General features: G+C 50.2%; 22 protein-coding genes and 1 riboswitch. Of the genes, 13 read left to right on the top strand and 9 right to left on the bottom strand.

The window, feature by feature from the left end:
* Nucleotides 1–45: 45 nt before the first annotated feature.
* Nucleotides 46–975: a Dyp-type peroxidase gene (locus HHL17_RS15485; protein ID WP_169225593.1), complete on the bottom strand. Its 930-nt coding sequence runs from the start codon at nt 973–975 to the stop codon at nt 46–48.
* A 370-nt stretch (nt 976–1,345) separates the two neighbouring features.
* Here HHL17_RS15485 and HHL17_RS15480 point away from each other — a divergent pair, with 370 nt between their 5' ends.
* The 9 genes from HHL17_RS15480 (at nt 1,346) to HHL17_RS15440 (ending at nt 15,173) form a co-directional block, all read left to right on the top strand.
* Nucleotides 1,346–2,254 carry a DnaJ C-terminal domain-containing protein gene (locus tag HHL17_RS15480; protein ID WP_169225592.1) on the top strand — a complete coding sequence of 303 codons (909 nt, stop codon included), beginning with the start codon at nt 1,346–1,348 and terminating at the stop codon, nt 2,252–2,254.
* An 11-nt stretch (nt 2,255–2,265) separates the two neighbouring features.
* Entirely contained in the window at nt 2,266–2,553 is a 288-nt protein-coding gene (locus tag HHL17_RS15475) for a chaperone modulator CbpM (RefSeq protein ID WP_169225591.1), read from the top strand.
* 406 nt (nt 2,554–2,959) lie between these two features.
* Nucleotides 2,960–4,270 carry an SWIM zinc finger family protein gene (locus tag HHL17_RS15470; RefSeq protein WP_169225590.1) on the top strand — a complete coding sequence of 437 codons (1,311 nt, stop codon included), beginning with the start codon at nt 2,960–2,962 and terminating at the stop codon, nt 4,268–4,270.
* A 212-nt stretch (nt 4,271–4,482) separates the two neighbouring features.
* A complete protein-coding gene (locus HHL17_RS15465) occupies nt 4,483–5,952 on the top strand; it encodes a DUF5691 domain-containing protein (protein WP_169225589.1) in 1,470 nt (489 codons plus the stop codon).
* Between the two features lie 13 nt (nt 5,953–5,965).
* A complete protein-coding gene (locus tag HHL17_RS15460) occupies nt 5,966–7,045 on the top strand; it encodes an ATP-binding protein (protein ID WP_169225588.1) in 1,080 nt (359 codons plus the stop codon).
* Between the two features lie 15 nt (nt 7,046–7,060).
* Nucleotides 7,061–9,436, top strand: a complete 2,376-nt coding sequence (locus HHL17_RS15455; RefSeq protein WP_169225587.1) for a DUF5682 family protein — start codon at nt 7,061–7,063, stop codon at nt 9,434–9,436.
* Nucleotides 9,436–10,569: a VWA domain-containing protein gene (locus HHL17_RS15450; RefSeq protein WP_169225586.1), complete on the top strand. Its 1,134-nt coding sequence runs from the start codon at nt 9,436–9,438 to the stop codon at nt 10,567–10,569. Before HHL17_RS15455 ends, HHL17_RS15450 begins: the two co-directional genes overlap by 1 nt.
* Nucleotides 10,570–10,587: 18 nt before the next feature.
* Nucleotides 10,588–13,515, top strand: coding sequence for a DUF4132 domain-containing protein (locus HHL17_RS15445; RefSeq protein WP_169225585.1), 2,928 nt, complete (start codon nt 10,588–10,590; stop codon nt 13,513–13,515).
* A gap of 68 nt (nt 13,516–13,583) precedes the next feature.
* Nucleotides 13,584–15,173 (top strand): beta-N-acetylhexosaminidase, encoded by a 1,590-nt coding sequence (locus tag HHL17_RS15440; protein WP_169225584.1) that lies wholly within the window; start codon nt 13,584–13,586, stop codon nt 15,171–15,173.
* 127 nt (nt 15,174–15,300) lie between these two features.
* Here HHL17_RS15440 and HHL17_RS15435 read toward each other — a convergent pair whose 3' ends face one another.
* Both HHL17_RS15435 and HHL17_RS15430 read right to left on the bottom strand, forming a co-directional pair.
* Nucleotides 15,301–15,915, bottom strand: coding sequence for an FG-GAP repeat protein (locus HHL17_RS15435; protein ID WP_169225583.1), 615 nt, complete (start codon nt 15,913–15,915; stop codon nt 15,301–15,303).
* Nucleotides 15,916–15,918: 3 nt separating this feature from the next.
* Nucleotides 15,919–16,095 (bottom strand): hypothetical protein, encoded by a 177-nt coding sequence (locus HHL17_RS15430; RefSeq protein WP_169222782.1) that lies wholly within the window; start codon nt 16,093–16,095, stop codon nt 15,919–15,921.
* Nucleotides 16,096–16,372: 277 nt separating this feature from the next.
* On the opposite strand from HHL17_RS15430, the gene HHL17_RS15425 reads away from it, so the two are divergent.
* Entirely contained in the window at nt 16,373–16,639 is a 267-nt protein-coding gene (locus HHL17_RS15425; RefSeq protein ID WP_169225582.1) for a hypothetical protein, read from the top strand.
* A gap of 89 nt (nt 16,640–16,728) precedes the next feature.
* On the opposite strand, the gene HHL17_RS15420 is transcribed toward HHL17_RS15425, so the two are convergent.
* Both HHL17_RS15420 and HHL17_RS15415 read right to left on the bottom strand, forming a co-directional pair.
* On the bottom strand, nt 16,729–17,592 hold the full coding sequence (locus HHL17_RS15420) for a pirin family protein (RefSeq protein WP_169225581.1): 864 nt from the start codon (nt 17,590–17,592) through the stop codon (nt 16,729–16,731).
* A gap of 11 nt (nt 17,593–17,603) precedes the next feature.
* Nucleotides 17,604–18,890, bottom strand: coding sequence for a hemolysin family protein (locus tag HHL17_RS15415; protein WP_169225580.1), 1,287 nt, complete (start codon nt 18,888–18,890; stop codon nt 17,604–17,606).
* 48 nt (nt 18,891–18,938) lie between these two features.
* Between HHL17_RS15415 and HHL17_RS15410 the strand changes: the two genes are divergently transcribed.
* Both HHL17_RS15410 and HHL17_RS15405 read left to right on the top strand, forming a co-directional pair.
* Nucleotides 18,939–19,154, top strand: a complete 216-nt coding sequence (locus HHL17_RS15410; RefSeq protein ID WP_169225579.1) for a hypothetical protein — start codon at nt 18,939–18,941, stop codon at nt 19,152–19,154.
* A 55-nt stretch (nt 19,155–19,209) separates the two neighbouring features.
* The gene (locus HHL17_RS15405) at nt 19,210–20,187 is read left to right on the top strand and encodes a sulfite exporter TauE/SafE family protein (protein WP_206155995.1); all 978 of its coding nucleotides are present in this window, start codon (nt 19,210–19,212) and stop codon (nt 20,185–20,187) included.
* A gap of 14 nt (nt 20,188–20,201) precedes the next feature.
* On the opposite strand, the gene HHL17_RS15400 is transcribed toward HHL17_RS15405, so the two are convergent.
* Entirely contained in the window at nt 20,202–20,531 is a 330-nt protein-coding gene (locus HHL17_RS15400) for a NirD/YgiW/YdeI family stress tolerance protein (protein WP_169225577.1), read from the bottom strand.
* Between the two features lie 232 nt (nt 20,532–20,763).
* On the opposite strand from HHL17_RS15400, the gene HHL17_RS15395 reads away from it, so the two are divergent.
* Nucleotides 20,764–21,975 carry a dicarboxylate/amino acid:cation symporter gene (locus HHL17_RS15395; RefSeq protein ID WP_169225576.1) on the top strand — a complete coding sequence of 404 codons (1,212 nt, stop codon included), beginning with the start codon at nt 20,764–20,766 and terminating at the stop codon, nt 21,973–21,975.
* Here HHL17_RS15395 and HHL17_RS15390 read toward each other — a convergent pair.
* The 3 genes from HHL17_RS15390 to HHL17_RS15380 form a co-directional block, all read right to left on the bottom strand.
* Nucleotides 21,926–23,104 (bottom strand): trans-sulfuration enzyme family protein, encoded by a 1,179-nt coding sequence (locus HHL17_RS15390; protein WP_169225575.1) that lies wholly within the window; start codon nt 23,102–23,104, stop codon nt 21,926–21,928. The two genes, HHL17_RS15395 and HHL17_RS15390, sit on opposite strands and share 50 nt — an antisense overlap.
* Nucleotides 23,105–23,285: 181 nt before the next feature.
* Nucleotides 23,286–23,396, bottom strand: a riboswitch (SAM riboswitch).
* A 71-nt stretch (nt 23,397–23,467) separates the two neighbouring features.
* The gene (locus tag HHL17_RS15385) at nt 23,468–24,388 is read right to left on the bottom strand and encodes an NAD-dependent epimerase/dehydratase family protein (protein ID WP_169225574.1); all 921 of its coding nucleotides are present in this window, start codon (nt 24,386–24,388) and stop codon (nt 23,468–23,470) included.
* A 63-nt stretch (nt 24,389–24,451) separates the two neighbouring features.
* Nucleotides 24,452–25,681 (bottom strand): YdcF family protein, encoded by a 1,230-nt coding sequence (locus HHL17_RS15380; protein ID WP_169225573.1) that lies wholly within the window; start codon nt 25,679–25,681, stop codon nt 24,452–24,454.
* Between the last annotated feature and the right edge of the window lie 289 nt (nt 25,682–25,970).

Raw genomic sequence — 25,970 nt, 5'->3', positions numbered from 1 at the left:
TACGCATTTCCAGGTAGTTTATTATTCTCCCTGGAAATGCTTTTTTTATATATCCCCAGCTGCCACAGCGGAAATAAAAGTAGCTGATGGGGCAAAAAACAAGGTGCCCGTCTGAGGGGTGCTAAAGTCCAGCAACCGGTCATAATTACCCGGCGGCAGTCCTACAAACATATTGTCCAGCATCTTCTTTACCGTACTAAAAGTGCGCGCATAGGCAATAAAATAAGTCCCCATTTCATTTGTCGCCATATTGCCGAACGGCATATTATCACGGATAATTTTCAGATCATCCCCCACATTGGCCAGCGCAATATGCGAATTGGCCGGCTTGATATTATCCGGCATTTCTATATCGCTCATCTTGTAACGGCCAAACACCCTCTCCTGCTCTTCAACAGTTAAAGACTTAAAAGCCGTTAGATTGTGTATATACTTCTGTACAAAAAGGTAACTGCCATTTTCATAGGCAGCATCTTCCTCACCGATTAAGCCAAACTCAACCCGCTCTTTACCGTGAGGGTTTTCTGTACCATCTACAAAACCCAGTATCGACCGCCCGTCCCAGTACCTGAAACCGTGTACCTCTTCCGTGCAATCAGCAACTGTACTAAGCACTTCCGTAATTGCCGCAGTCATATCAAGGCAAATAGCCGGCCCACTACCTTTTATATGAAAATGAAGATCGCCGGTAGTGGCCACTGCACTGTGTTTGGCGCCGACAATAGGCTGAAAATTTTCAAGTTCTTTCGGAAGCGGCTTCGGCAAACCAAGCCTCAGCCAGGCATCATGTCCGATAGCCATTACACAGGTAGCCCCGGAATCCGGAAAACGGGTCTGCCCCGAATTGTTTAGATTTTCTACCAGCGCGCAAACGCGCATAAACGCTTCTTTGGGTTCCACTTGCGGCTTAAAAAGCCATACCAAAAATATTGTATTATTACCCTGATAGTCAAGAACATTTTGAGATGCTGTCATAGAAACTGCTTTGCATTTATACATCAGGATGATGTTTCCTGATTTTTATTTTTACACATTTTGAAGCCGGCATATTACTTTCCCTGACTACATTATTAACGGAAACCAGCACATTCGTCTCCGGAAAGTAGGTCATAGTATACTTTTCGGGAGTATTTTCTGAAGTACTATAAAAATACCAAAAACAATTGAGATCCGTTACCGTGTTACTGTTTCCATTGATGACAATCTGTTTTGCTTAAGTTCATTTTTATCTGTAAATTATTAATCGCAAGCCGGCAGTACACAGAAAAAGATATCCGCTCAATACCATCATGACTGATCACGGCTTACAGAGCACCATTAACTTAAAAAATGAATACGGGATGATATGGAATACATTGATTACTACAAAACTTTAGGTGTAGACAAAGATGCTTCTGAAGAGGAGATAAAAAAGGCATACCGGAAACTCGCCCGAAAACATCATCCTGACCTGAACCCGGATAATCCGGAGGCTGGCAGGATTTTTCAACAAATCAACGAAGCCAACGAAGTGCTCAGCGATCCGGAAAACCGTAAAAAATATGACCAATACGGTAAGGACTGGAAACATGCAGAACAGTTTGAAGAAGCCAAAAGGCAGCAAAGTGCTTATGGCAGTCACGCTCAGTATGAGGGCAATCCGTTTGGAGGTGGGCAGCACTATACCTATAGTGGGGATAGTGATGATTTCTCCGATTTCTTTTCGTCCATGTTCGGTGGCAGAGGTGGTGGAAGGCAAAGCCGGTTCCGGGGACAGGATATACATGCGAAGCTTGAAGTAACGCTTACGGAAGCGTATTCAACGCATAAACAGACCTTTACCGTAAACGGGCAAAACATCAGGATTACCTTACCGGCAGGCATCGAAAACGGCCAGGAGATCAAACTGGCCCATTATGGCGGGCCGGGCGTGAATGGCGGGCCTAAAGGCGACCTGTATATCACCATCGGGATCAAAAACGATACAAATTTTACCCGCAAAGGAAATGACCTCTACTGCGACGTGCCACTGGACCTGTACAAGGCCATGTTAGGCGGGGAGCAGGTAGTGGAGACACTTGGTGGAAAAGTAAAACTGAAGATCGCCCCTGAAACACAGAATGAGGTAACGGTACGGCTTAAAGGAAAAGGCTTTCCCGTATACAAACAAGAAGGAGCATTTGGCGACTTATATATTACCTGGCAAATCAAACTGCCCACCAACCTTTCCGGGAAAGAAAAAGAACTATTCCAGCAATTATCTGAAGAACGATAAAATCATGCTGTATGGAAAACAATGACAAAATAACGGTAGAACAATGTAGTCAATACTACAATATAGCTACTTCCTTCCTATTTGACCTCGATGATCACGGCCTGATTGTGTTGACACATGAGGAAAATACGGCTTACCTCGATTATGGCCAATTGCCCCTGCTTGAAAAATATATGCGTTTACACTACGATCTGCTGATTAATATGGAAGGACTGGAGGCTATCAGCCATCTGTTGAAGCGTGTACAGTTACTGCATGCAACGATCAGGCATCTGGGCGGAGAGATTCCCGGCTATTAGATTCTCAGCCTTGACTCCCTGGTCTGTTCATCATTTTTGCTTTCCTGCCATCAGGTTCCTTTTCACAGGAAAATTTTTACCGCACGCTCATGCCTGCTAACCTAGCGCTAAGACTTCACTTACTGCTAAACTTTAAATACAAATCATATATATTTGATAATGAATAAATTGCAAACACTATCTAAACTATTGGTATCACCGTTGACCTTTTCTTTAGAAGACTATTTTTAAGCGGGAAATGTGCGGTTACTATATACATTGCGTAGTATTCACCGATATTTGACTTTTATTTTATGAAATTATTTAATTTGTAGCATTGTTCATCAACAACCACTTTAGGCTATTTTGATGCATGCCACCCGTTAAATTAAATAAGTAGATAACCAATAATAAAATAACTAAATAATTGGACCTAACGGAAGAACAGGTGCTGGCGATGGCACCCGATGAATCGTCCCGCAAAGCGGGGAAAGAGCTGGCCAAGCCGGCCAAGTGGGTCAGTACGGGCTTCAGTGAGGCGGCCCTGTGGGGTGAATGCCAGGGCAGCGGCAGTAAGCCCTATCAGACACAGGTGGACACCGGCGCCATGGCTTTCCGCTGTAGCTGCCCAAGCCGTAAGTTCCCCTGTAAACATGGCGTTGGCCTCTTATTATATTATGCCAGGGAGAAAGCCTCCTTTGTGCAACAGGAACAACCCGCCTGGGTAACGGAATGGATCAGCAAGCGCACAGAGAAGGCAGAGAAAAAAGCGCAACAGACCACAGAAGCCAAACCGGTGGATGAAGCCGCCCAAAACAAAAGAATGGACGCCCGGCACCGGAAAGTGAGCGATGGCCTGGAAGAGCTGGTACGCTGGACGAAAGACCTCATCCGCAACGGGATTATCGGTCTGCCTGACAAAGGCGCTGACATGTGCGAAAACATGGCCCGGCGCATGGTCGATGCACAGGCATCCGGACTGGCAGCCATACTTCGGGAGATGGCTGAAATCAGCTACTACAGCGAAGGCTGGCAACAGACCTTTATGGACCAGCTGCTGCGGCTGTATCTGGCCGCGCAGGCTTATAGTCATCTGGACAAGCTGGAACCTTCCCTCCAGCAAGACATCCGGACACTTATCGGCTACTCCCAGTCACAGGAAGAACTTAAAACACAAATCGGCGTAACAGACACCTGGCTGGTACTCGGTAAACAAAGCACCGAAGATGACCGCCTCATCACCGAACGGTATTGGCTATACGGCCTTACTACGCGCCGTCCGGCACTGGTGCTGCAATTTACCATCCGCCATCAGCCGCAGACACAGCTGATGCCTGCACCAGGCAGCTGTGTACGGGCAGAACTGGTCTATTACCCATCGGCCGCTCCGATGCGGGCACTGATCAAAACACAGCAGGCCGCACCGGCAGACTATCAGTTCCGCGGCCATGCCGGCTGGACAGACGTAATGGCCGCTCAAACACAGGTCAGCAGCCAGTGGCCGCTCTATAACGACCAGGTATATACGATTGCGGCACTCACACCGGTACAGCGCAACGGCCAGTGGTGGCTGCGCGACGAACAGGAACAGGAAATGCAGCTACGGCCGGATTTCCGCAGCCTCTGGAAACTGCTCGCTCTCAGTGGCGGCCAACCATTGCCCATGGTTGTCATCGGCCGCGAAACACAATACGAGCCCATCGGTGTCTGGTACCAGCAGGAATATAAAGTGCTGTAACCCGTAACAAATACCGGTATAGGCGTGCCGGTTATAAAGTACAGATGCGGACAAAAGGCCCAGCCATCTACCTAAAGAAAAACTTTAAGACAACCCGGCACAACAGCAGGCGATCCGACTTTAAAGAACACCTGCCGCTAAAGGCCCGGCGATCTGCCTAAAGAAAAACTTTAAGACAACCCGGCCCATGAACAACTTTTAAGCAAACGACGATGCAGTCCTGGAACGACATTATTAATATAGCCTTATTGGGCACCTCCAAAAAGCAGCTGGATACCGGCGGCCTCCCCGCCCCTTTGCAGGCAGCAGCGGGAACGGTGTTAGCCGCTCCGGGAACAGACCGGGAAGAACAGTTCCTTCAACTGGCGTCCCTGGTTTTCAACTACCGCCAAAGCGGCGCTATGGCCGTGGCGGGCGGGCCATCCACCATGACGGTATGCGCGCCGGAAACAAAACCCTATTGCAGCGCTACCGCCATCCAGGCCCTCCACCATACACTTGACAGCGAAAATATTCCGCTGCTCCACCTCTGGCTGGAGCTGTGCATGCGCAACAACCAGGTGCTTCCGCCCGAATACCTGCCGCGCATATTGGAAAGCGCCAGTCGCCATAAATCCCTGCGTAACCTGGCGGCAGCCTGCTGCGGCAAACGCGGCGAATGGCTGGCCCAGTTCAACCGGGAATGGAACTTCTCCGTAGCCGTAGACTCCACCGAAGAGATGTGGGAGAACGGCACCACGGCACAGCGACTGGAAGCACTCTCCCGCATCCGCGGAACTCAACCGGCTGAAGCACGCACCCTGCTGCAAGCCACCTGGCCACAGGAAAGCGCCGCGGTAAAAGCAGAACTGCTCAGCGCCCTCTCCACCGGCATCAGCATGAACGACGCACCATGGCTGGAATCACTGCTACAGGAAAAAAGCAAACAGGTAAAAGAAGCAGCCCTCACCTTGCTGAAAAAAATTCCCGGCAGCAGTCTGCATGAACAATACTGGCAGCTGCTGGAAAGTTCCATCAACATAGACCATAAAGGAAAAATAACGGTAACGCCGTCCATCCCACCGGATGCAGAGATATTCAAAACCGGCATCGATAAGCTCAGCAACAACGCGCGCGTTTCGGACGATGAATACATCCTGTCACAACTGGTGGCGCTGGTGCATCCAAGAATGTGGGAAGAACATTTTAAGGCTTCATTTGAAGACGTAGTGGACTTCTTCCACCACGAGAAAGCGCTCAAACCCTTCGCACCGGCGCTGGCACAGGCTATCAGCTGGTTTGCCGATGAAAAACGCGCCCTTTCGTTCGTGCAGCACAGTGATACCTTCCATATGACGCTGTTGCCATTGTTACCGTCCGATCAGCAGGACACCTATATCCTGCAACACTTTGATGCCCACAGCAGCCTGGTGATGAACTATGTAGGGCAACTGCAACAGATATGGAGCGAAGAACTGGCCATGAAGATATTCCGGTTCTGCGCTAAAAATCCTTACACCTATTCACAGCGCACCATGGGCGATTTTATCACGCTCATCCCCTCTTCCGTGAAATCCGCGCTGGACGGGATTTCCACCGAGAACGAAAATTACCAGACTTACTGGAAATCTATTTCCATGCACCTGGTAGGACTATTACAGATCAAAACATTTATACAACAATCATTCACAAAAAACAGCTAAATCATTATATACCATGTCTGACACCTTACGCCAACACGCAGAGGCATTGTACGCCACCGAACTGGAAGAGCTGAAAAAGCAGGACAGCGGCAAACGGCCACACAACTGGCTGTTGTCGCCACAAACCGTAGTCACCTACCTGATCGGCGGCAAACTGAAAAACGGATTTGAGGTGAGTCCTAAGTACATCGGCAGTAAGAGGCTGATGGAGATCGCTGTGGCCACCCTGGCCACAGACCGCGCCCTGTTGCTGTACGGCCTGCCCGGCACCGCTAAAAGCTGGGTGAGCGAGCATCTGGCTGCTGCTGTCAGCGGCGATTCCACCCGTATCGTGCAAGGCACCGCCGGCACCAGCGAAGAGAGCATCCGTTACGGCTGGAACTATGCCCGCCTGCTGGCTGAAGGCCCTTCCCGTCAAGCACTGGTGGAAACACCTGTGATGCGCGCCATGCAGGAAGGCAAAATCGCCCGTATTGAAGAGCTGACCCGTATCGGTGCAGACGTACAGGACACACTGATCACCATCCTTTCTGAAAAAACACTCCCTATTCCGGAACTGAATAGCGAAGTGCAAGCAGCCAAAGGTTTTAACGTGATTGCCACCGCCAACAACCGCGACAAAGGCGTTAATGAACTCTCCAGCGCGCTGAAACGCCGTTTCAACACGGTGATACTGCCCGTGCCCGGCACCATGGAAGAAGAGATCGATATCGTAAAAAGAAGAGTGGAGAGCTTTGAGAAAGTAATGGAGCTGCCGGCAGAAAAACCGGCGCTGGAAGAAATACGCCGCATCGTGACCATCTTCCGCGAACTGCGCAACGGCGTTACAGAAGACGGCAAAACCAAAATCAAATCACCCGGAGGCACCCTCAGCACCGCAGAAGCCATTTCTGTTGTGAACAGCGGCCTGACCCTCGCCGCCTATTTCGGCGACGGCCGGCTGACAGCAGCCGATCTTGCCGCCGGCATCATCGGCGCAGTGGTGAAAGACCCGGTGCAGGACAAACTGGTATGGCAGGAATACCTGGAAACCGTTGTCAAAACCCGCGATGAGTGGAAAGATGTATACCGTGCCTGCCGCGATTTGCAATAACCTAACCATGTAATCATGTCTGTTCATATACTAGGAATCCGGCACCATGGGCCCGGCTCCGCCAGGAACGTCAAAAATTTCCTGGAGGCACTGCAACCCGATATTGTGCTGGTGGAAGGCCCGCCGGAAGCTGATAGCATCCTTCCGTGGGCCAGCCATGAAGCGTTGAAACCACCAGTGGCCATACTGGTGTACCAGCCCGATAACCCGCAGCACTCCTGCTTTTATCCGTTCGCCGAATACTCTCCCGAATGGCAGGCGCTCGGTTATGCGCAACGGCAGCATATCCCCGTGCGGTTTATGGACCTGCCGCTGACACATGTATTTGCCATCGAGAAGGAAAAGCGGGCCGCCGCTGAAGCAGCGCTCCGGCAACAGGAAGCAGCAGAGCACCCCATCGAAACAGATGGCCCTGTGCCGGAACTGTCCGCCGCCAAAGCTACTCCCCTGCCTGAAGAAACCGGCGACCTCGTGGCCGTATCTGACGAGGAGGATGAAGATCTTCCGGCCCAACTGCTAACGCAGGCCACTTTCCGGCACGATCCTATCGCCTACCTCGCACAAGCCGCAGGGCATGACGATGGTGAAAGATGGTGGGAGCATATGTTTGAATACCGGCAGGAAGATGATCAGGTATTCGACGCCGTGAGCGACGCCATGGAAGCCTTGCGTGAGGAACTGCCCTCCCGCGACAGCCGCATGGAACAACTGCGGGAAGCCTGGATGCGTAAAATGATCCGTCAGGCGGAGAAGGAAATGTTCACCCGCATAGCGGTGATATGCGGCGCCTGGCATGCGCCCGCCCTTAAAAACATGCCCACCCAGAAAACAGACAACGATCTGTTGAAAGGGCTGCCTAAAGTTAAAATAGATTGTACCTGGATACCATGGACGTATAGCCGTTTGAGTTACGAAAGCGGTTATGGCGCCGGTGTGCCCTCGCCCGGATGGTACCAGCATGTCTGGGACCACCCCGCCGATGACGGCACCCGCTGGATGGCGCTGGTAGCCAAACTATTCCGCGAACAGCAGAAAGACACTTCCGTGGCACACGTGCTGGAAGCAGTGCGGCTGGCCAATGCGCTGGCATCCCTGCGGCAGTATTCCCGCCCCGGCCTCGAAGAGCTCAACGAAGCCACCCTCAGCATCTTATGCAACGGCGAAGAGGTGCTGATGCAGCTGATACGGGATGAGCTGATCGTAAGCAACCGCATCGGGCAGGTACCTTCAGATATTCCCAAACCGCCGCTGCAAGCCGATATTGAGCGGCTGCAGAAAAAACTGCGGCTGCCGCAAACGGCGGACTTTAAAGATTATGTACTGGACCTCCGTAAAGACACGGACCTGGAGCGCAGCATCTTCCTGCATAGGCTGGAACTGCTGGGCATCCGCTGGGGTGATCGTCAGGAGACTTCCGGCAAAGGCACCTTTAAGGAACAATGGCGCCTGCAATGGGACCCCTCATTTTCTGTAGACATCATTGAAAAAGGCAGCTGGGGCAATACCGTCCTGGAAGCCGTGACCCAATACATCCTGGACGTATCCGGCAAAACAGCTACCCTCCGGGAAGTTTGCCAGATGCTGGAATCCGCCCTGCCGGCAGAACTACCCAAAGTGGTGGACGCACTGATACTTCGTATCAACAACCTCGCCGCTGCCGCCGGCGACGTACTGCAACTGCTGGAAGTGGTGCCTTCGCTGGTGAACATCACCCGCTATGGCAACGTGCGCAAAACAGATGCAGACCTCGTGATGAACATCGTGGAAAGCATGATCAGCCGGGTATGTATCAGTCTACCTGCCGCCTGTACCGCCGTCGGAGAAGATGCCGCGCTGGAACTCCTGCAGCAGTTTCAGGCCATGAACGATGCCATCAACCTGTTGCAGCATCCGGACCTGACCACTGCGTGGACAGGCACTTTGCAGGCTATTTCCGCCAATAGTCAGTCGGCCCCGGTGATAGCCGGCTATGCCTCCCGCCTCCTGTTTGACTTTAAAATACTGGACAGCGAAACTCTTTTCAGCCGCTTCAGCATAGCCATGTCCGTAGCCAACGCACCAGCCGTAGCAGCAGCCTGGCTGGAAGGGTTCCTCAAAGGTAGCGGCACCCTCCTGCTGCTCGACGATACCCTCTGGAATATGGTGTGCAGCTGGGTAGGACAGTTGGAAAATGATATTTTCATGCAGATATTGCCATTATTACGCCGCACCTTTTCTAACTTTACCGCCCCGGAAAGGAAAAAACTGGGGGAAAAAGTGAGAACAGGTACCAGCAATGGTCCGGTGCAAACCACCGTGGCCAGCGGCATAGACGATATGCGGGCGGCACTCGGCATCCCGGTGGTGATGCGGATGTTAGGATTTTTTCACCCTGAAAACCAGGCAGAATAATGGAAGAAAACATACGACGGTGGCGGCTGATCCTGGGAGGCGATAACAATGACGGTACAGGTTTTACCCTCAACAAAAACGACCTTCAGGTAGACAAAACGCTGGAAGCCCTTTACGACAGCAACCGCAAAGGCGGACTGGGTGCATCATCGCCCAATGTCAGCCGTTGGCTGGGCGATATCCGCAGCTATTTCCCTTCTTCCGTAGTACAGGTGATGCAAAAAGACGCCCTCAAACGACTGGACCTCACCTCCATGCTGCTGGAAAAGGAAATGCTGCAAAACGTGGAACCCGATGTACATCTGGTAGCCACCCTGATGACGCTCAGCCGTGTGATACCGGAGAAAACCAAAGACACCGCCAGACAGGTGGTGAAAAAGGTGGTGGACGAGCTGCTCAAAAAACTGTCGCAGCCCATGCAACAGGCCATTACCGGCAGTTTGAACAGGAGCATACGCAACCGGCGGCCCCGTCACCAGGAAATCAACTGGGACCTGACCATCCGAAAAAACTTACAACATTATCAACCGCAGTATAAAACAGTGATACCGGAAACACTGATCGGATATGGCCGTAAAAGGTCGGCGCTGAAAGATGTGGTGTTATGCCTGGACCAGAGCGGCTCCATGGGCACCTCTGTAGTGTATTCCGGCATCTTCGGCGCGGTGATGGCCTCTATCCCTGCCGTACAAACGAAGATGGTGGTTTTTGACACCGCCGTCGCCGATCTGACGGAGGAACTGCAGGACCCTGTGGAACTGCTGTTTGGCGTACAACTGGGCGGTGGTACCGATATTCACCTCGCCCTGCAATATTGCCAGCAGCTGATCACAAGACCGGCAGATACCGTGCTGGTAGTCATCACCGACCTGTTTGAAGGCGGCGATGAAGCCGGCATGCGCAAACGCTTTACCGACCTGGCCGCCAGTGGCGTCCAGGTAGTGGTATTACTGGCCCTCAATGATGAAGGCGCCCCCTCATATGATCATGAAAATGCACAGTTCCTTGCCGGTCTTGGTATCCCGGTATTTGCCTGCACACCAGACAAATTCCCGGATATGATGGCCATGGCGCTGAGCAAACAGGACATCGCCCAATGGGCTGCCCGAGAGGAAATTGTCCTGAAAAAATAAAGAACCTATTTAAGCCTTATGCCATATACTAAGGAAACTATACTACCTTTTATCGAACGACAGCAACAGCTTTATGAAGACAGCGGCCATTATGCGCAGCTGCAGGATGGGGTAGCTTTCCTTACCGGACAAACCATTCAACCACCTGTATGCACCGATGCAACGATCGCCCGCGAAATGGGCGTCTTTGTACAGCTGCTGAAACTGCCCGACCAATGGGATGACAATGACCGGCTGGTATTACAACTGCTCGCAGATCCCCTCGTCTGGCAGCAGTGCAGGGACAGGTTCCTTCAACAAGTAGTGCCGATGCTGGACACACCCGGTTCCGCATCCGCCATCGTCATGCGCTTCAGTTACTTTACCAGCTACCTGCAACAGAGAGGCTGCAGTACTGAAGACATTGGTTCTATCCTGATCATCTACTCCGGCGACGGTAACAACTTCGACCTGACGCCGCTGAAATTCACACCACTGCGCAAGTTCCTCCAGGACCTGATCAAGAGCGCTGAATGGCAGACTGTTGATGCCTACCTCCGTACCTGGAAAGAACAGGGATGGAACTCCCTCTTTTTCCGGCTCCTGTCCAAAGGACATCCGGAACGCGAAATGGAATACCTCGAGTATGTCCTCGCCCAACCGGACAAAGGTTTTGTCAACGTGGAACTGTCGCGGGTACTGCTACAGATCAATACCGACAAATATCAGCCACTGATAGAAAAATCAGTGGCCCATCTGGCCACGCTGCCCGACTACACTGCGCAACTGTGTGGGTATTATCTGCTGACCCAATATCAACCAACGCAATATCAACCGCTGTTATTGAAAGCCGCCTATGCCTACCTGCAGGAATACAACAGCAGTATGACCAGCCAGGCATTCCGCCAGCAGCAGATGGCCATGGGAAGCGCCTCCACGATGCCCGCACCCGATGTAATAGCAGTGGGACAGTTACTTTCCCAGGAGAGGCCACAGGCGCTCCGCTATCTCGACACCCACCTGGACGAAAGGAAATACCTGCATCCGGAAGTGTTTCAGCTGGTACAGCAGGAACTGGGCAATCAGGCAGTTCCCTTGCTGCTCAAAGCCATTGACAACGATTACGAAGCCAAATATATTTTCCCGCTGCTCACACAGCTGGACGCATCATTGTATGCCGAAAGACTTTGGGACTTCACCCTGCACAAACTGAAATCCGTACGTACGCTCGTTGCTGTTATCCTGGCAGATCATCCGCAGGCACTCGAACGCGCCGGAGAACTGCTACAGCATAAGAAAGCAGAACAAAGGCTTACCGCCGCGCAGATACTTTGCAGGCTCGATACACCCGAAGCCAAACGGCTGTTGCAACAGGCACTTCAGCAGGAAATCAATGATGACGCCCGTGACCTGATGCTGGAAACACTGGGCCATACTTTTGAAGGTGAAGACGATACCACCACTGCACAACAGTTGGTGACCTTTGCCAAAAAGAGAAACAAACTTAACCGCCCGCTCGAAAAATGGCTGGACGACAGTATACTGCCACCTGCATACCTGCTCAACGGTACCGCCCTCACGCAGGACATGACGCGTTTTCTCCTTTACCGTATGTCGCGCGTGAAAGAAATGGTCACCGATATGGAGGCCAGGCCGCTATTGCGATTGATAGACCGTACCCGCAGCGGCGATTTCGCGATGCAGCTTTTCCAACTGTATCTATCGCGCAATGGCGACGCTAAAGCGAAATACCTGCTGGCACTGGCTGGCCTTACCGGCGACGATCAGCTGGCCAGGACCCTCGAACAGGCTGTTTACCAGTGGATCGGTGAAAAAAGACTGCGCATGGCCGAACATGGCGTGGCCGCACTGGCCATGCATGGCAGCAAACAGGCACTGCGTACGGTAGAGTTCCTGTCCCGCAAATACCGTGTCCGTAAATCCAACGTAGGGGCGGCCGCGTTAGCCGGCATGCAGCAGGCTGCAGCCGAACTGGGCATCAGCATGCATGAACTGGGCGACCGTATCATCCCTGACTTTGGCTTTAAAGACATGCTCCTGCCTTTTGATGTAAAAGGCGATATCTATCATTTATATATCGACCAGCAGTTCAAACTTGCCGTTATCAATAACAGGCAACGGAAGCTGAAATCCGTTCCGGTCGCCATTTCGGCCGAAACAAAAGAAGGGATCAAACAACTGGGCAAAGCAATAACCGAAACCGTGAAGTTGCAAACCGCCAGGCTCGAACACTTCCTGGTAGTGCAACGCAAATGGGAACCGGCACAATGGCAACAGTGTTTTCTGCATCACCCGATCATGTTCGTATATGCCACCCGGTTACTGTGGGCCCTGTATGACGCGCAGGACCAGCTGATCACCGGTTTCCAGTGCCACGGCAATAGCAGTCTGACTGACCTCCAGGGCCAGCCGGTCACCATTCCGGCCGGCGCTTCCATCCGGGTGCTGCATCCGCTGTATCTCAGCAGCGAAGCGATCTCCCAATGGAAACAGCGCTTTGCCGAAGACGGCATTGAAGCCGTATTCCCGCAACTGGACAGGCCTGTGGCAGCTATTCCACCGCAGCAGGCCGATACCACGCTGGTGCATGATTTTGAGGATATTGCCCTCGAAAGCACGCTGCTCAATAAACACATGGAACAAAAAGGCTGGAAACTCACGGAGGGCGCGGAAGGCAAATATGTATACACCTACCACAAAACAGATGACGAAAATCAGCTGGAAGTAATCGTGGAAATGAGCAGCATTTATAAAGAAGAAGGTTTCCGGTACAAGCTGGGCACCCTTTATTTTGTAGATAAAACCAAGGTGCGGCAACGCTGGTCCAGAAACCCGGATAAAGAAACCGATGACTGCCTGATGCCACTTGGCCATGTACCGCCGGTATTCTATTCCGAGGCGATTACCGATATCGCCATCTCCCGGGAAAAAGTAGAAGTGGCCTGAAGTATTTAAATATGAGATTTTTTTTGTATTTTATCGTTCGTTAGATTTGTGAACAATAAAATGCATATATGCTCAGATTTCAATCCATGGTCATCAGTAGTTGCCTGCTGCTGGCCGTGACTGCCAAAAAGTTGCAGGCACAACGCCTAATACCGCAACCAACGCAGGTAACCGCTACCACCGGCGTTTTCAAACTCTCCGGTACTACCGCCATCGTAGGTGGCAATAGTGCCGGAGAGGCTAAATACCTCCAGGAAGCTTTTAACAACCGTATCCACCTGAAGCTTCCGTTACAACCTGCCGCCCAGAACAACTATATCCGTTTATCACTCAATGCAAAGCTGGACTCTACCCTTGGTAAAGAAGGCTATCTCCTGAAAGTGACACCTGCCGGCGCCACCATCACCGCAGCTTCCAATGCCGGAATATTTTATGGTATACAATCCCTGCAACAGCTCATCCGCTACAATGAGACCAACGGTTTCACTATTTCCGGTGTTGAAGTAAAAGATAAGCCCCGCTTTGGCTGGCGCTCTTTTATGCTGGACGAAGGACGCCACTTTAAAGGGGCTGCCGCCGTTAAAAAGCTGTTGGATGAGATGGCCGCACTGAAAATGAATACCTTCCACTGGCACCTGACCGATGATCAGGGCTGGCGGATAGAGATCAAAAAATATCCCCTGCTGACCAAAGTAGGCGGTCACCGCGATTCTACGCAGACCGGCAGCTGGAACAGCACCGTATATGACGGCAAACCGCATGATGGCTTTTATACACAGGACCAGATCCGGGACATCATTGCCTATGCCACCGCCCGTCACATCACCATTATTCCCGAAATAGAGATGCCTGGCCACTCTGCAGCTGCCATCGCCTCCTATCCCTGGCTGGGCACGCAACATACACCTATCAAAGTACCAGGGAAATTTGGCGTGCACTACGATGTATACAACGTAGCTGATCCCAAGGTAGTCACCTTCCTGCATGATGTACTAGATGAAGTAATGCAGCTCTTCCCTTCCAAAGTGATCCATATCGGCGGCGACGAAGTGAAATACGACCAATGGAAAGCCGATGCCGGTGTACAGGCATATATGAAAGCGAATCAACTGGCTACTCCAGCCGATCTTCAGATTTATTTCACCAATGCCATCTCTGCCTACCTTGCCGGCAAACAACGCCGCATGATGGGCTGGAACGAGATCATGGGCGCCAAACTGCATGAGTACAATGACAATAAAGACGTCAGCACTACGCAGCTGGCCCCCGGCACCATCGTGCATTTCTGGAAAGGCGAACTTAAACTGATCAACGATGCGGTATCAAAAGGATATGATGTTGTCAATTCCTACCATGCCGCTACTTACCTGGACTACAATTACGAGCAGATACCGCTGGAAAAGGCATATGCCTTCGACCCCATCCCCGCAGGGCTGGATGCAAAATACCACAGCAAAATTCTGGGCACCGGTTGCCAGATGTGGGGAGAATGGATACCGGATGAAATGTCCATGGAAGAAAAAGTATATCCCCGCCTTGCCGCTTATGCAGAAGACGGCTGGACATTACCTGCCAATAAGAACTACCGTGAATTTGAGAAGGCGCTGGCAAACTTTTATGCCCGCTGGAGCGAAAACAGTATCTTCTATCACAGATAATTAAACATTTTACGGATTTTGGGATTTTCTGATTTAGGGATTTGCATTCGAAGATCATGTTATGCTGACTGATCATTTCTATCAAAATTTGAAAATCAAAAAATTCCAAAATCCGTAAATCAAGTTTTTATTGGCTTTTGAGCGTATAGGCGTTACCGGATTTCACCAGATGATAACGGATCGTTTTACGGGTATCTGTTGCCAGCACGTCCTCCTGGCCCTCCTGCATGGCGGGATAAGAGCGTACCAGTTCTTTGCCCTGCACATAGAAAGAATCGCGGCCTTTATAGTCATTGCCGGACAGGCTGTCCAGCGCAGCAGTATTGATTTTCACCGCTCCTTTTGGTACTATCGCAAAACCATACACTTTTCCATACTGATCGGTGCCTGCAGAAGTACTGAATACATATAGCTCCGGTTGCCCGTCACCATCCAGATCAGAGACCGTCACACCGGAAACAAACCCAATCACATCCTTTTCCACGATAGTATCAGCATGGATAGTATCCTTCACAGACCCAATACTGATGAAGAGATTACGCATGGAAGCATCCCCCCGGGTAAAAACACTGAAACGATAATCCCGGAAGACAGTGTCCATGCTGAAATTGACTTTATTCTCCGCAGGAGGCGCTGTAGCAGGACCTCTGCCATGATCTTTCTTTTGTTTTCTCAGGTTATTGCAGGCAGTCATCATCAACAGTAAACAAAAGCCGGTCAACAGGTACTGTATATATTTCATAAGCTACCTTTTATGTTTCGATGATTTATGTTCCTTGCGATTGTGGGTTGTATCTGAACCTTTAAAATCCTGTTCTTCATTTTTACGGCTGTCAAGGTTATCTCTGATTTCAGGTTTGGGCATATTGCTCAAAGGCATCTGCTTGCTCTGATGGGTATTTTCACTTCTTGTAGTTTTCATAACCCGTATTTTGAGGTGAGTAATACAGAATGTGCCACAAATGCAGTGCCTTAGTGCCTGATTTCCCACAGATAACAATATAGCAGCTCCGTCATTGTCACTACCCTTCCCCTGAATGACGGCCAAAATCCACACTATGGCCGGGATCAGCCGCTGCAAGCGTATTACAGACCCTTTTCACAAGGATGCTATTCTCAATGGCTTATGTCTTTCTGTACGGACCGTTTAAAATTCCAGCATGATATTGGTCATCTGTTTGCTGACAAAAACAGGTTTTATGAAGAATCTTCCTGCTACAATCGGACTCATGATCGTATTGATTGCATTCTTTCTGTTCCAGAGCAACACTGACCATACTGTGCAGGCCAATCCCACGAATCAGGATGAGCTGGTGAAACAGACCGGTTATCAGGAACTATTACAGGATACATTCCCTCCGAAGGCGAGAGACACTATCAGTCCTGCGCGTAAAGCAAAGAAAGAAAAGAAAGAGATGAAGAAACATCAAAAAGATAGTTCCGGCAAAAAAGACATGATCATGTAATGTGACCTTTTGCCCTGACGATGTCAGGGCTTTTTTTATGCGCTCCAGGATATTTCCTTTACGTTGTAACAGGAATGACTGTACGTTCATTACGCTTCCAGGGTACCGAAGAGACCATTTTTGTAGTCCGCGATGGCCTGGTCCACTTCTGTAGCGGTATTCATGACATAATTGTCTTTGGCCGCTACCGGTTCATTGATCGGTTCTGCGCAGAGATAAAGTATGCGGGCTGTTTCTCCGCAGGTGATCTGTATGTCTTCCCCGGCATCGTCTTTGTCAAATATTACGAGGTGATAGCCGTTGACCGCAGTACCATTGACCGTTAGTTGTCCGTCCACCACATATAGCAGTGTCCAGTAGCCTGGCGTAGCTTTGAGGGTGGCGGATTTTCCGGCCTGTATGGAGCCCCAGACCGCAATAATGGGCGTGAAGTTTTGCAGCGGACCGGTTTTGCCTTCATAGTTACCGCTGACGAGCGTCAGCTGAACTCCGTCGGCCTGGGCCACGGGAGGCATGTCTTCGCCTTTTACATATTGATAGTAGGGGTCGTCGCCTTTACGGGCAGCAGGAGCATTGAACCACAGCTGCAGCAATTCATAGTTGCCGCCTTTACGGAGAAAATCTTCAGAAGGGCCTTCACTATGGAGGATACCTTTGCCGGCAAACATCCATTGTACGTCACCTGCGGTAACGGTCATCGCATTACCTGCATTGTCGCGGTGATAACCCTGTCCCTGCAGCATAAAAGTTACCGGTGAAAAGCCGCGGTGGGGATGCGGATGCAGCCTTTCCGCCGGAGCACCCGGCTCGTAGTATTTTGCCGGCATATGGTGCAGCACAATAAACGGACTGGCAAAACGGAACTGCATAGAAGGCAGCGGTTGCCTTACCACTTCTGTTTCTGTAATATGTTTTTCCCGGCCTTCAATAACATGCAGGATTTTCTTTTCCATATGGCAATATTTTATCGGAGCAACTTTAAACGCGCTTTCTCAACAGAGCTTCTGAACATCTTAAGGATCAGTACTTCATAATTGTCAATGACCAGCACCTCTCCTTCTCTCGGAATGTTGCCGTGGATATAGTTGATTAAACCGGAGAGTGTTTCATAATGTTCACTTTCCGGGAGTGGCACCGGCAACAGTTCATTGATATCCGCAAGGTATTCATGGGCGTCCACCAGGTAGGTGTTTTCGTCCTTTTTCTCCACGATAGGGGTTTCCTGGTCATGTTCATCCTGGATATCACCTACCAGTTCTTCGAGGATATCTTCCATGGTAACGATACCTTCCGTGTCGCCGAATTCGTTGGTCACCACCGCCATTTGGAGGCGCTGGCTCTGGAAAGTACGGAGCAGGTCCTTGATCTTCATGCTGTCCGGCACGTAGAAGCAGGGTTTGAGGATGTCCTGTATGTTGGTCAGCGTTTTTTCGAGGACGCCTTTTACCAGGTCTTTCGTGTAAATAACGCCCTTCAGTTCATCGAGGGTGCTATTATATACCGGGTAACGGGAATAACCATCTTTGATCACCTGGTCGATCAGTTCCTGAAAGGGTTTGCTGATATCGAGCGCAGAGATGTCTTTCCGGTGGGTCAGGATTTCTTTTACACGGCTGTCATCGAACTCAAACACGTTCTGGATCAGTTCGCGTTCGGTTTCTTCGATAGCACCACCTTCCTGGCTTTCTGAGATAATGAGTTTCAGTTCCTCTTCAGAGTGAATTTCAGACTCCCCTACAGGTGTTAAACCGATCATGCGGAGGATACTATTGGCCAGGCCATTGAGCAGCCAGATAAACGGCCGGAAGATGACGAAAAAGAACCGTAGCGGCAGGGCCACTGCCAGTGTGGTGGGCAGCGGTTTCCGGATGGCCATGGATTTAGGCGCCAGTTCACCGAAAACGATGTGCAGTATGGTAATGGTCAGAAAAGCTACCGGGATGGCGATGTTGTGCGCTGTGCTTTCCGTCATCCGGATGTTCAAAGCGTCCATCAGCCGCAGGATCAGGGTGGTCACCACTGATTCGCCTACCCAGCCCAGGCCGAGGGAGGCCAGGGTGATGCCCAGCTGGGTGGCCGCCAGGTAGCCGTCAAGATTGCTCAGGATATGTTTGGCCGCTGTCGTGGCCCTGTTCAGGCCGCCTTTGCTGTTGATCTGTGAAGAACGTACTTTCACGATGGCAAATTCCGCCGCTACAAAAAATCCATTTAATAAAACTAAAAAACAAGTCAGAAAAACCTGCAAAAGCATGAATGTGGTAATTGGTTCGCAACCCCAAATATAGGTAAATCAATTTTTATGCGTCCGTTTTTCTCGCAGGAAGGGTTCCCGCAAAGGCGCAAAACAGCAAAGCGCGCAAAGATTTTCTCAGGATTCATCAGCAAACAACGGAGGGGAGATCAAAATCAGGCTTCCGCTCCTTTGTTTGCTTTGCCCGCTGATATTGCCCTTTGTGCGTTTTACTGCTTTGCACCTTTGTGGCATGAAAAAAAATTTCACATAGTAGTCTACTAATTTCATAGAGTTTATGTATTTTGTGGACAAATTTAGGCTGGCTCATTGTTTAAAAATGGAGAAACAAACAACTACAATAGTCACCACAGTACCCGCGGACGAAGCGGCACTGAAGCCCCTGCTGGTTAGCGGGGCGGTGACTGGCGGCGATACCGCCGCAGTAAAAAAGCAGCGATGGATTTATTGGTTGATAGGCATTCTGTTCCTGACAACAGCGCTTGCCCTGGTCTGGTACCTAGTGCCGGAGTTCAGGGTACATGTAGAGGATGTACCGCCTACTTTTTACTATTTTCTGGCGGCAGGTTTCCTGTTTGCCATGATTGACGGCGCCATTGGCATGTCTTACGGCATTACCTCCACCACTTTTTCCCTTAGTATGGGCATCCCGCCCGCATCGGCCAGCACGGCGGTGCATATATCGGAAATCCTGAGCAACGGCATCGCCGGATGGATGCACTTCAAAATGGGCAATGTCAACAAAAAGCTGTTTAAAATACTGATCATCCCGGGCATTACCGGCGCGGTGATCGGCGCCTACCTCCTCTCCTCCCTCGAACATTATTCGATGTATACCAAACCGGTGGTGTCGTTGTACACCCTGATACTGGGTTCCATTATTTTCAAAAGGGCCATTCAGGCACAACGTGCGCAACATGCCGGAAAAAAAATAAAACGTATCGGATTACTGGGCTTTGGCGGTGGCTTCATCGATGCCATCGGCGGTGGCGGATGGGGCTCTATCGTCCTGTCATCCCTCATTGCGGGCCGCAGGCATCCCCGTTTTTCACTGGGCACGGTAAAGGCTACCCGCTTTTTTATCGCCATGCTTAGCTCCCTCACCTTTGTGGCGGCGCTATCGCATGTTCATTGGGACGCGGTACTCGGACTGGTCATTGGCAGTGCTGTGGCTTCTCCCATTGCCGCCAAAGTGTCCAATAAAATTTCTGCCAAAACCATCATGATGGCGGTGTCCATCATCGTGATCGCGGCCAGCATCAAGAGCATCTACAGCTTTGTGTTCAAAATATTGTAATCTACCATCTGGTTCTAATCATGCGTTACAGGCCGGTTAGCCGTCAGGGTGACCGGCTTGTTAATTTCATATTGTACCCAGGCTTCCACGATCACTTCATCCCTGTCATTGAACGGTTTGCCAGGCAGGAATTTATCTGCAATATCCACGCGGATCTCTGCCGTACGGTCTTCCAGCAGATAGGTGGTTTTACCGACCTTTTTGGTAATGTATCCCCGGATTTTTACCGTTGTACTGTCGTAGCTCAACTGCCGTGCGTTTTTCAATACTTCTCCTATGGTGTAGTACTTTTTCTGGGCAAGAAAACACAACGGTAATAATAAACCCAGTAACAAACATTTCATATGGACGATGTTGGTTTGATAGTGTAACAACCGGGAGCGCTAAAATGTTAACTATGATGGACATGATTACTACTGATTCCCCTGATAACGAAGACAGGAGCGATTTTAATTCTGTGTTGCCGATATCCGTATAGACGACAACGTTGTTATTCATACAAATCTCAGCTTAACATTCGGATTTAATAATATGCATGAAATGTACTAGCTTTCGGGAAGAAATAAATTTCCATACATGGAAGTCCTCAAAAATTATCGCGGTATATTCCTGCTGCTGGGCGGAATTATCGCAGGTTCCATAGTCGGGGGGCTATTGGGGCCAAAGGTGGAAGTGATCAAACCGATTGGTGATATTTTTCTCAACCTGTTATTTACGGCTGTCATACCGCTGGTATTTTTTGCGATTGCATCTGCTATCGCACATATTGATGCCTCGCACCGGCTGGGGAAAGTATTGGGCGTGATGTCGCTGGTATTTCTCAGCACACTGCTGATTGCAGCTTTCCTGACCATTGTGGCCGTGTGGATGTTTCCTATTCATCAGAAAGTGGTGCTGACACCTGTCACCGGTCATGAAAGTGTTGGTACTTTTGGCGACCAGCTGACGCGGTTGCTGACCGTCAGCGAATTTTACGAACTGCTTTCCCGTAAGAACATGTTACCGTTCATTATCTTTTCCGTATTGACCGGCATGGCCGCCATGCGGGCGGGAGAACGGGGCGCCTCTTTCCGGCGTTTCCTGCATTCGGGCAATGAGGTCATGAAAGACCTGTTGACATTGTTGATGAAGGCGGGCCCGGTGGGACTGGGCGCATATTTCGCTTACCAGGTGGGCACCGTGGGCCCACAGCTGTTTGGCACCTATGCTCACTCACTGGGTATCTATTATGGCTTCGGCATCATTTATTTTCTTGTTGGCTTCAGCTTCTATGCCTTTGTGGCCGGCGGTCTCAAAGGGGTAAAGATTTTCTGGAAAAACAATATCATTCCTACCCTCACGGCTGTAGGTACCGGTAGCAGTATCGCTACTATTCCGGCCAACCTGGAAGCGGTACACAAAATGGGTGTACCGGCATCTGTTGGCAATGTGGTCGTCCCTCTGGGCGCAACACTGCATAAAGATGGTTCCAGCATCAGCTCCATCATCAAGATGGCGGTTGTTTTTGCCATGTTTGGCAAGGGTTTCGACAGTGTCAACGTCATTGTGATGGCGCTGGGTATCACCGTGATCGTAAGCATTGTGGAAGGTGGTATCCCCAACGGTGGTTATATAGGGGAACTGTTGGTGATGTCCGTATATGGTTTCCCTCCGGAGGCGCTCCCGCCGCTGATGGTGATCGGCACATTGGTAGATCCGCTGGCCACCATTTTAAACGCGACGGGAGACAACGTAGCAGCTATGCTGGTAACCCGGTTTCTGCCAAAGCGGGCTGCGGTAAGCGTGTAAAGGCCTGTTCCAGATCGGCGAGCAGGTCGGCCGGTTCTTCCAGACCTACAGATAAACGTACCAGGCTGTCGCTCACACCGGCAGCTTTTCTTTTTTCTGCCGGAATGGATTTATGGGTCATTGTAGCGGGGTGACTCAACAGGCTTTTAATACCACCCAGGCTCTCGGCGAGTTTAAAATAGTGGGTAGATGTCACAAAAGCGGTAGCTGCCTCTTCGCGGTCATCTTTCAGCGAGAAAGAGATGATGCCGCCAAAGCCTTTGCTTTGTTGTTTGGCCAGTTCATGGCCCGGATGGGAAGGCAACCCGGGATAAAACACTTTATCCACCGCCGGATGTTGCTCCAGGTATTCGGCAATAACCTGTGCAGAAGCCACGTGCTGACGGATACGCAGGTGCAGCGTTTCGATGCCGCGTATCAGCAGGAAGCTGTCGAACGGTGACAGGATAGCGCCACAGGCATTCTGATAAAATTTAATCTCCTCTCCCAGTTGCGGCGTTTTAGACACCACCACACCGGCGATCAGGTCGCTGTGGCCGCCCAGGTATTTGGTGGCGCTGTGAATGACCAGATCGGCTCCGAGTGCCAGCGGCTGCTGCAGCACCGGTGAAGCAAAAGTATTGTCCACACAAAGCAGACAGTTACTTGCTTTGGCGATACGGCTGATGGCCGCAATATCAGAAATCTTCAGTGTCGGATTGGTAGGTGTTTCCAGCCATATCAGGCGCGTAGCCGGTGTGATGGCCTGGAATACTGCCTGCGTATCGGCAGTATCTACATAGTGTACCTTGATACCGAATTTTTCATACACTTTATGAAAGAGGCGGAAAGCGCCGCCATAGATATCATCTACAGCAACAATTTCATCTCCGGCTTTCAGCAGTTTGATGACTGCGTCTATGGCCGCCAGTCCGCTGGCGAAGGCAGAAGCAGCTGCTCCTCCTTCAAGGCCGGCGATGATTTTCTCTGCTGTTTCGCGGGTGGGATTATTGGACCGGGCATAGTCATATCCTTTGTTTACACCGGGAGCCTCCTGTACGAAAGTAGATGTCTGGTAGATAGGAACAGCGATTGCGCCTGTTTGCGGATCTACGGGAATAGAATGGATCAGTGATGTGATAGTGCTCATCTGTACTTGTTTTTTAGTTTGATGAAAAAATGAATAAACAAGTTCAATGCAGCGCCAATCAATTTTGGGATTTGGGAATTTTAGAATTTAGTGATTTAAAAAAAAATGCAGCGAAGAAATGGCATTCTTCGCTGCATTTTAAATATCTAAATATGAAAATCAATAAATTTCTAAATGTAGATACTTATCTTTCCCGGCTTCACCGGGATGGATGCAGCACCTTTCATCAGTGCCGTGATGAAGGTTGCTAAGGTATCGTCGGGCCATTTCCCTCCTCCTTTCTTGATAAGCGATTAAAAGAACTGGTGCAAAGATAGGACACAAATTCAAACCACCAAATTTATTTCCTACAAATTTTGTAGACTATTCATATTGCAGGGTAAGTCTGACACCTTCTTCATAGGAAGTAGGCTTCACCTTAAAGTGTTTTTCAAATTTGGAGGAATCGAAAATATAGGGGTAGTTGCTTTGATACAACATTTCTCTCAGTTCGCGGATGGTGGAATCGAACAGGCCGGAAATAGCGATGAGAAAGCTGTTCAGCTTCATGTATTTCGGTTTTACGCCCATCTGGCGGGCAATCATTTCCATATATCCTTTACCATCCGGAGCTGGATTAGTAGTGGGCAGATGCCATACCTGGTTCCAGGAGGAATCGTCCTGGGAGAGCAGATAGAGCCCTTTGCCGGCATCCGGGGTGAAGGTGTAGCTATGGGTGACGTTGTCTTTGCCCAGCCACATGGCGGAACTCTTCTTCTTAAATTTGTCGATGATCAGCAAATTGAGGAAACCTGTTTTGTCGGCGCCAGGCCCGTAGAAATCTGCTGCCCTCGCGATAGTGGCAGTGATACGGCCGGCTTTCACTTCGTCCATCAGCTGGGTGGCGATAGCTGCCCGTATTTTTCCTTTTTTGCTGATGGGGTTATAGGGGGTGGTTTCTGTCATCGGGCCGTTGACTAACCCGTAAGGGTATACGTTATCGAAGAAGATCAGTTTAGCTCCTTCAGCTTTGCAAGCATCGATAACATTGGTCATGATGCGGGGCCATGTTACCCCCCAGAGTTTATGGTCATATTTCAGTCCTGCCGTGAGAAACACGACAGTAGCGCCGGCTACCGCGCGGCGGGTTTGTGCAGCGTCGGTGATGTCAGCAGCCACCAAATCGGTGATGCCGGCAATAGATTGTGGGGAGCGGCTCACGAGGCGCACCTGTTTTCCGTTTTTTACCAGTTCTTTGGCCAGTTCATTGGCGATTACGCCACCGGCACCAAGGATAGTGTACATGAGGTAGTGTGTTTTATGAATAACAAGTAAGACGATTCACCATTGTACATCTGTATCCCGCGATCAGGGATCGAGCGGGTCCAGGGAATTTGCCTGCAGCGACTTCAGGTCAGGCATAAAGGATAAAAAGTTCAGGTCAGCCTGCTGAATATCTGCCCCTGGCAGATAGTTTAGTTCCTCCTGGCAGCGTTTAGTAAAAACAGGGCTGGCCACGTAATATAATTGTAATGCATCAGATACGCACAATATTCTTTTTTGCAGGGGCATGCCGCTTTTCCATGCTATGCGGACAGCGTTGCGGAGGTTGGTGGTGGTATGCCGCGCGTGAGGCTCAACAATAATCGCATCGGCCGGTACCTTTAGTTCCCTGACCATATATTTTTTCATCTCCATCGCTTCTGCGTAAGGTGTTCCAAACGGATGTACGTGCCCGCCGGAAACGATGATAAAAGGAGCTTTCCCATCGTGGTACATATCCGCACCAATGCGGCAGCGGCTTTTACCGGCATCGCTGATAGAGTCTGTATCACCCGGGCCTGCACCAGGAATGAGCAGTGCCGAGTAGGTGTATTTATCCCAGTTGACCGATTTCACTTTCGTATAGGCAGCACTGTTAGTTTCTTCCAGCGGCATGTACCGGGCACATTCATCATGTTTGTTCAGTACCAGTAATCCTATCGCCACCGCCAATGGTGACTGGAAAAACAGGCTGTTGGGTGATGTATTGCGGTCAACGGAAACCAATAATTTTGTCAGTGCCTGTTTATAGGCAGGACTTTCCACATAAAAGGAAGCGGAGTCAATTTTAGGATACCGGAGGCCTTTGTTAGTCGTATAGGCGCTGAGGATATAGTTCACCCCATTGGCGGCGTCCTGCCATGCTTTCGTGAGCAGTGTACTGTCCGGCTCACCGGCATACAACTGGAAGAAGCCGGAGCGGCGCATGTGTTGCAGCAGTATGCCCATCTCCCTCGGATGTTGTTGCAGCATTTGCATGCAGCAGGTATTAAAACGGGCAACGGTGGCATCGTCAAGTTGCATGTCCATTGGATTGCGGGAAGACTGCAGCCTGGTCCGGAAGATGTTGTTCCAGCGCTGAATACCGGTGTCTTTTAACAGGAGCTTGTTGACCTCCGGCAGGTATTCAAGCAATGTAAACAGGTAGAAGTTTCTGTTTACGATCACATTCTTTTCATGTAGTAGTTTGTAACCAGGATCCGGAGCGGGCGTTTGGGCGGAAGTTGCCAGTATGCCGCTGCATAACGGGGCTATTATCCATGCGTAATAGTTCATAATCGTCCACGAAAGTATTATTGTTTTAGAATAGAACGGCAAAGTACAAATTACCTTTAAATAACATTTACTTGAATATAGAATTTAAAAAATCAATAATACATATCTAATCATAATGCATATTTCAATTATTTAAAACCATATACCCATCAACATATTCGCCATAAGTGGCTTTTACCACCGATACGGAAAATGAGTTAATTTCACCGCGCCGGAGAGTCCCATTCACTCTTTCGTGCCAACTTCCAATCCATGCAATAATGTACAACGCCTACGAAAGAAAAAGTTT

Source organism: Chitinophaga fulva, assembly GCF_012927205.1.
GTDB classification, from domain to species: Bacteria; Bacteroidota; Bacteroidia; order Chitinophagales; family Chitinophagaceae; genus Chitinophaga; species Chitinophaga fulva.
Note: the sequence above shows the minus strand (reverse complement) of the source record. Positions and strands in the feature narration are given on the sequence as shown.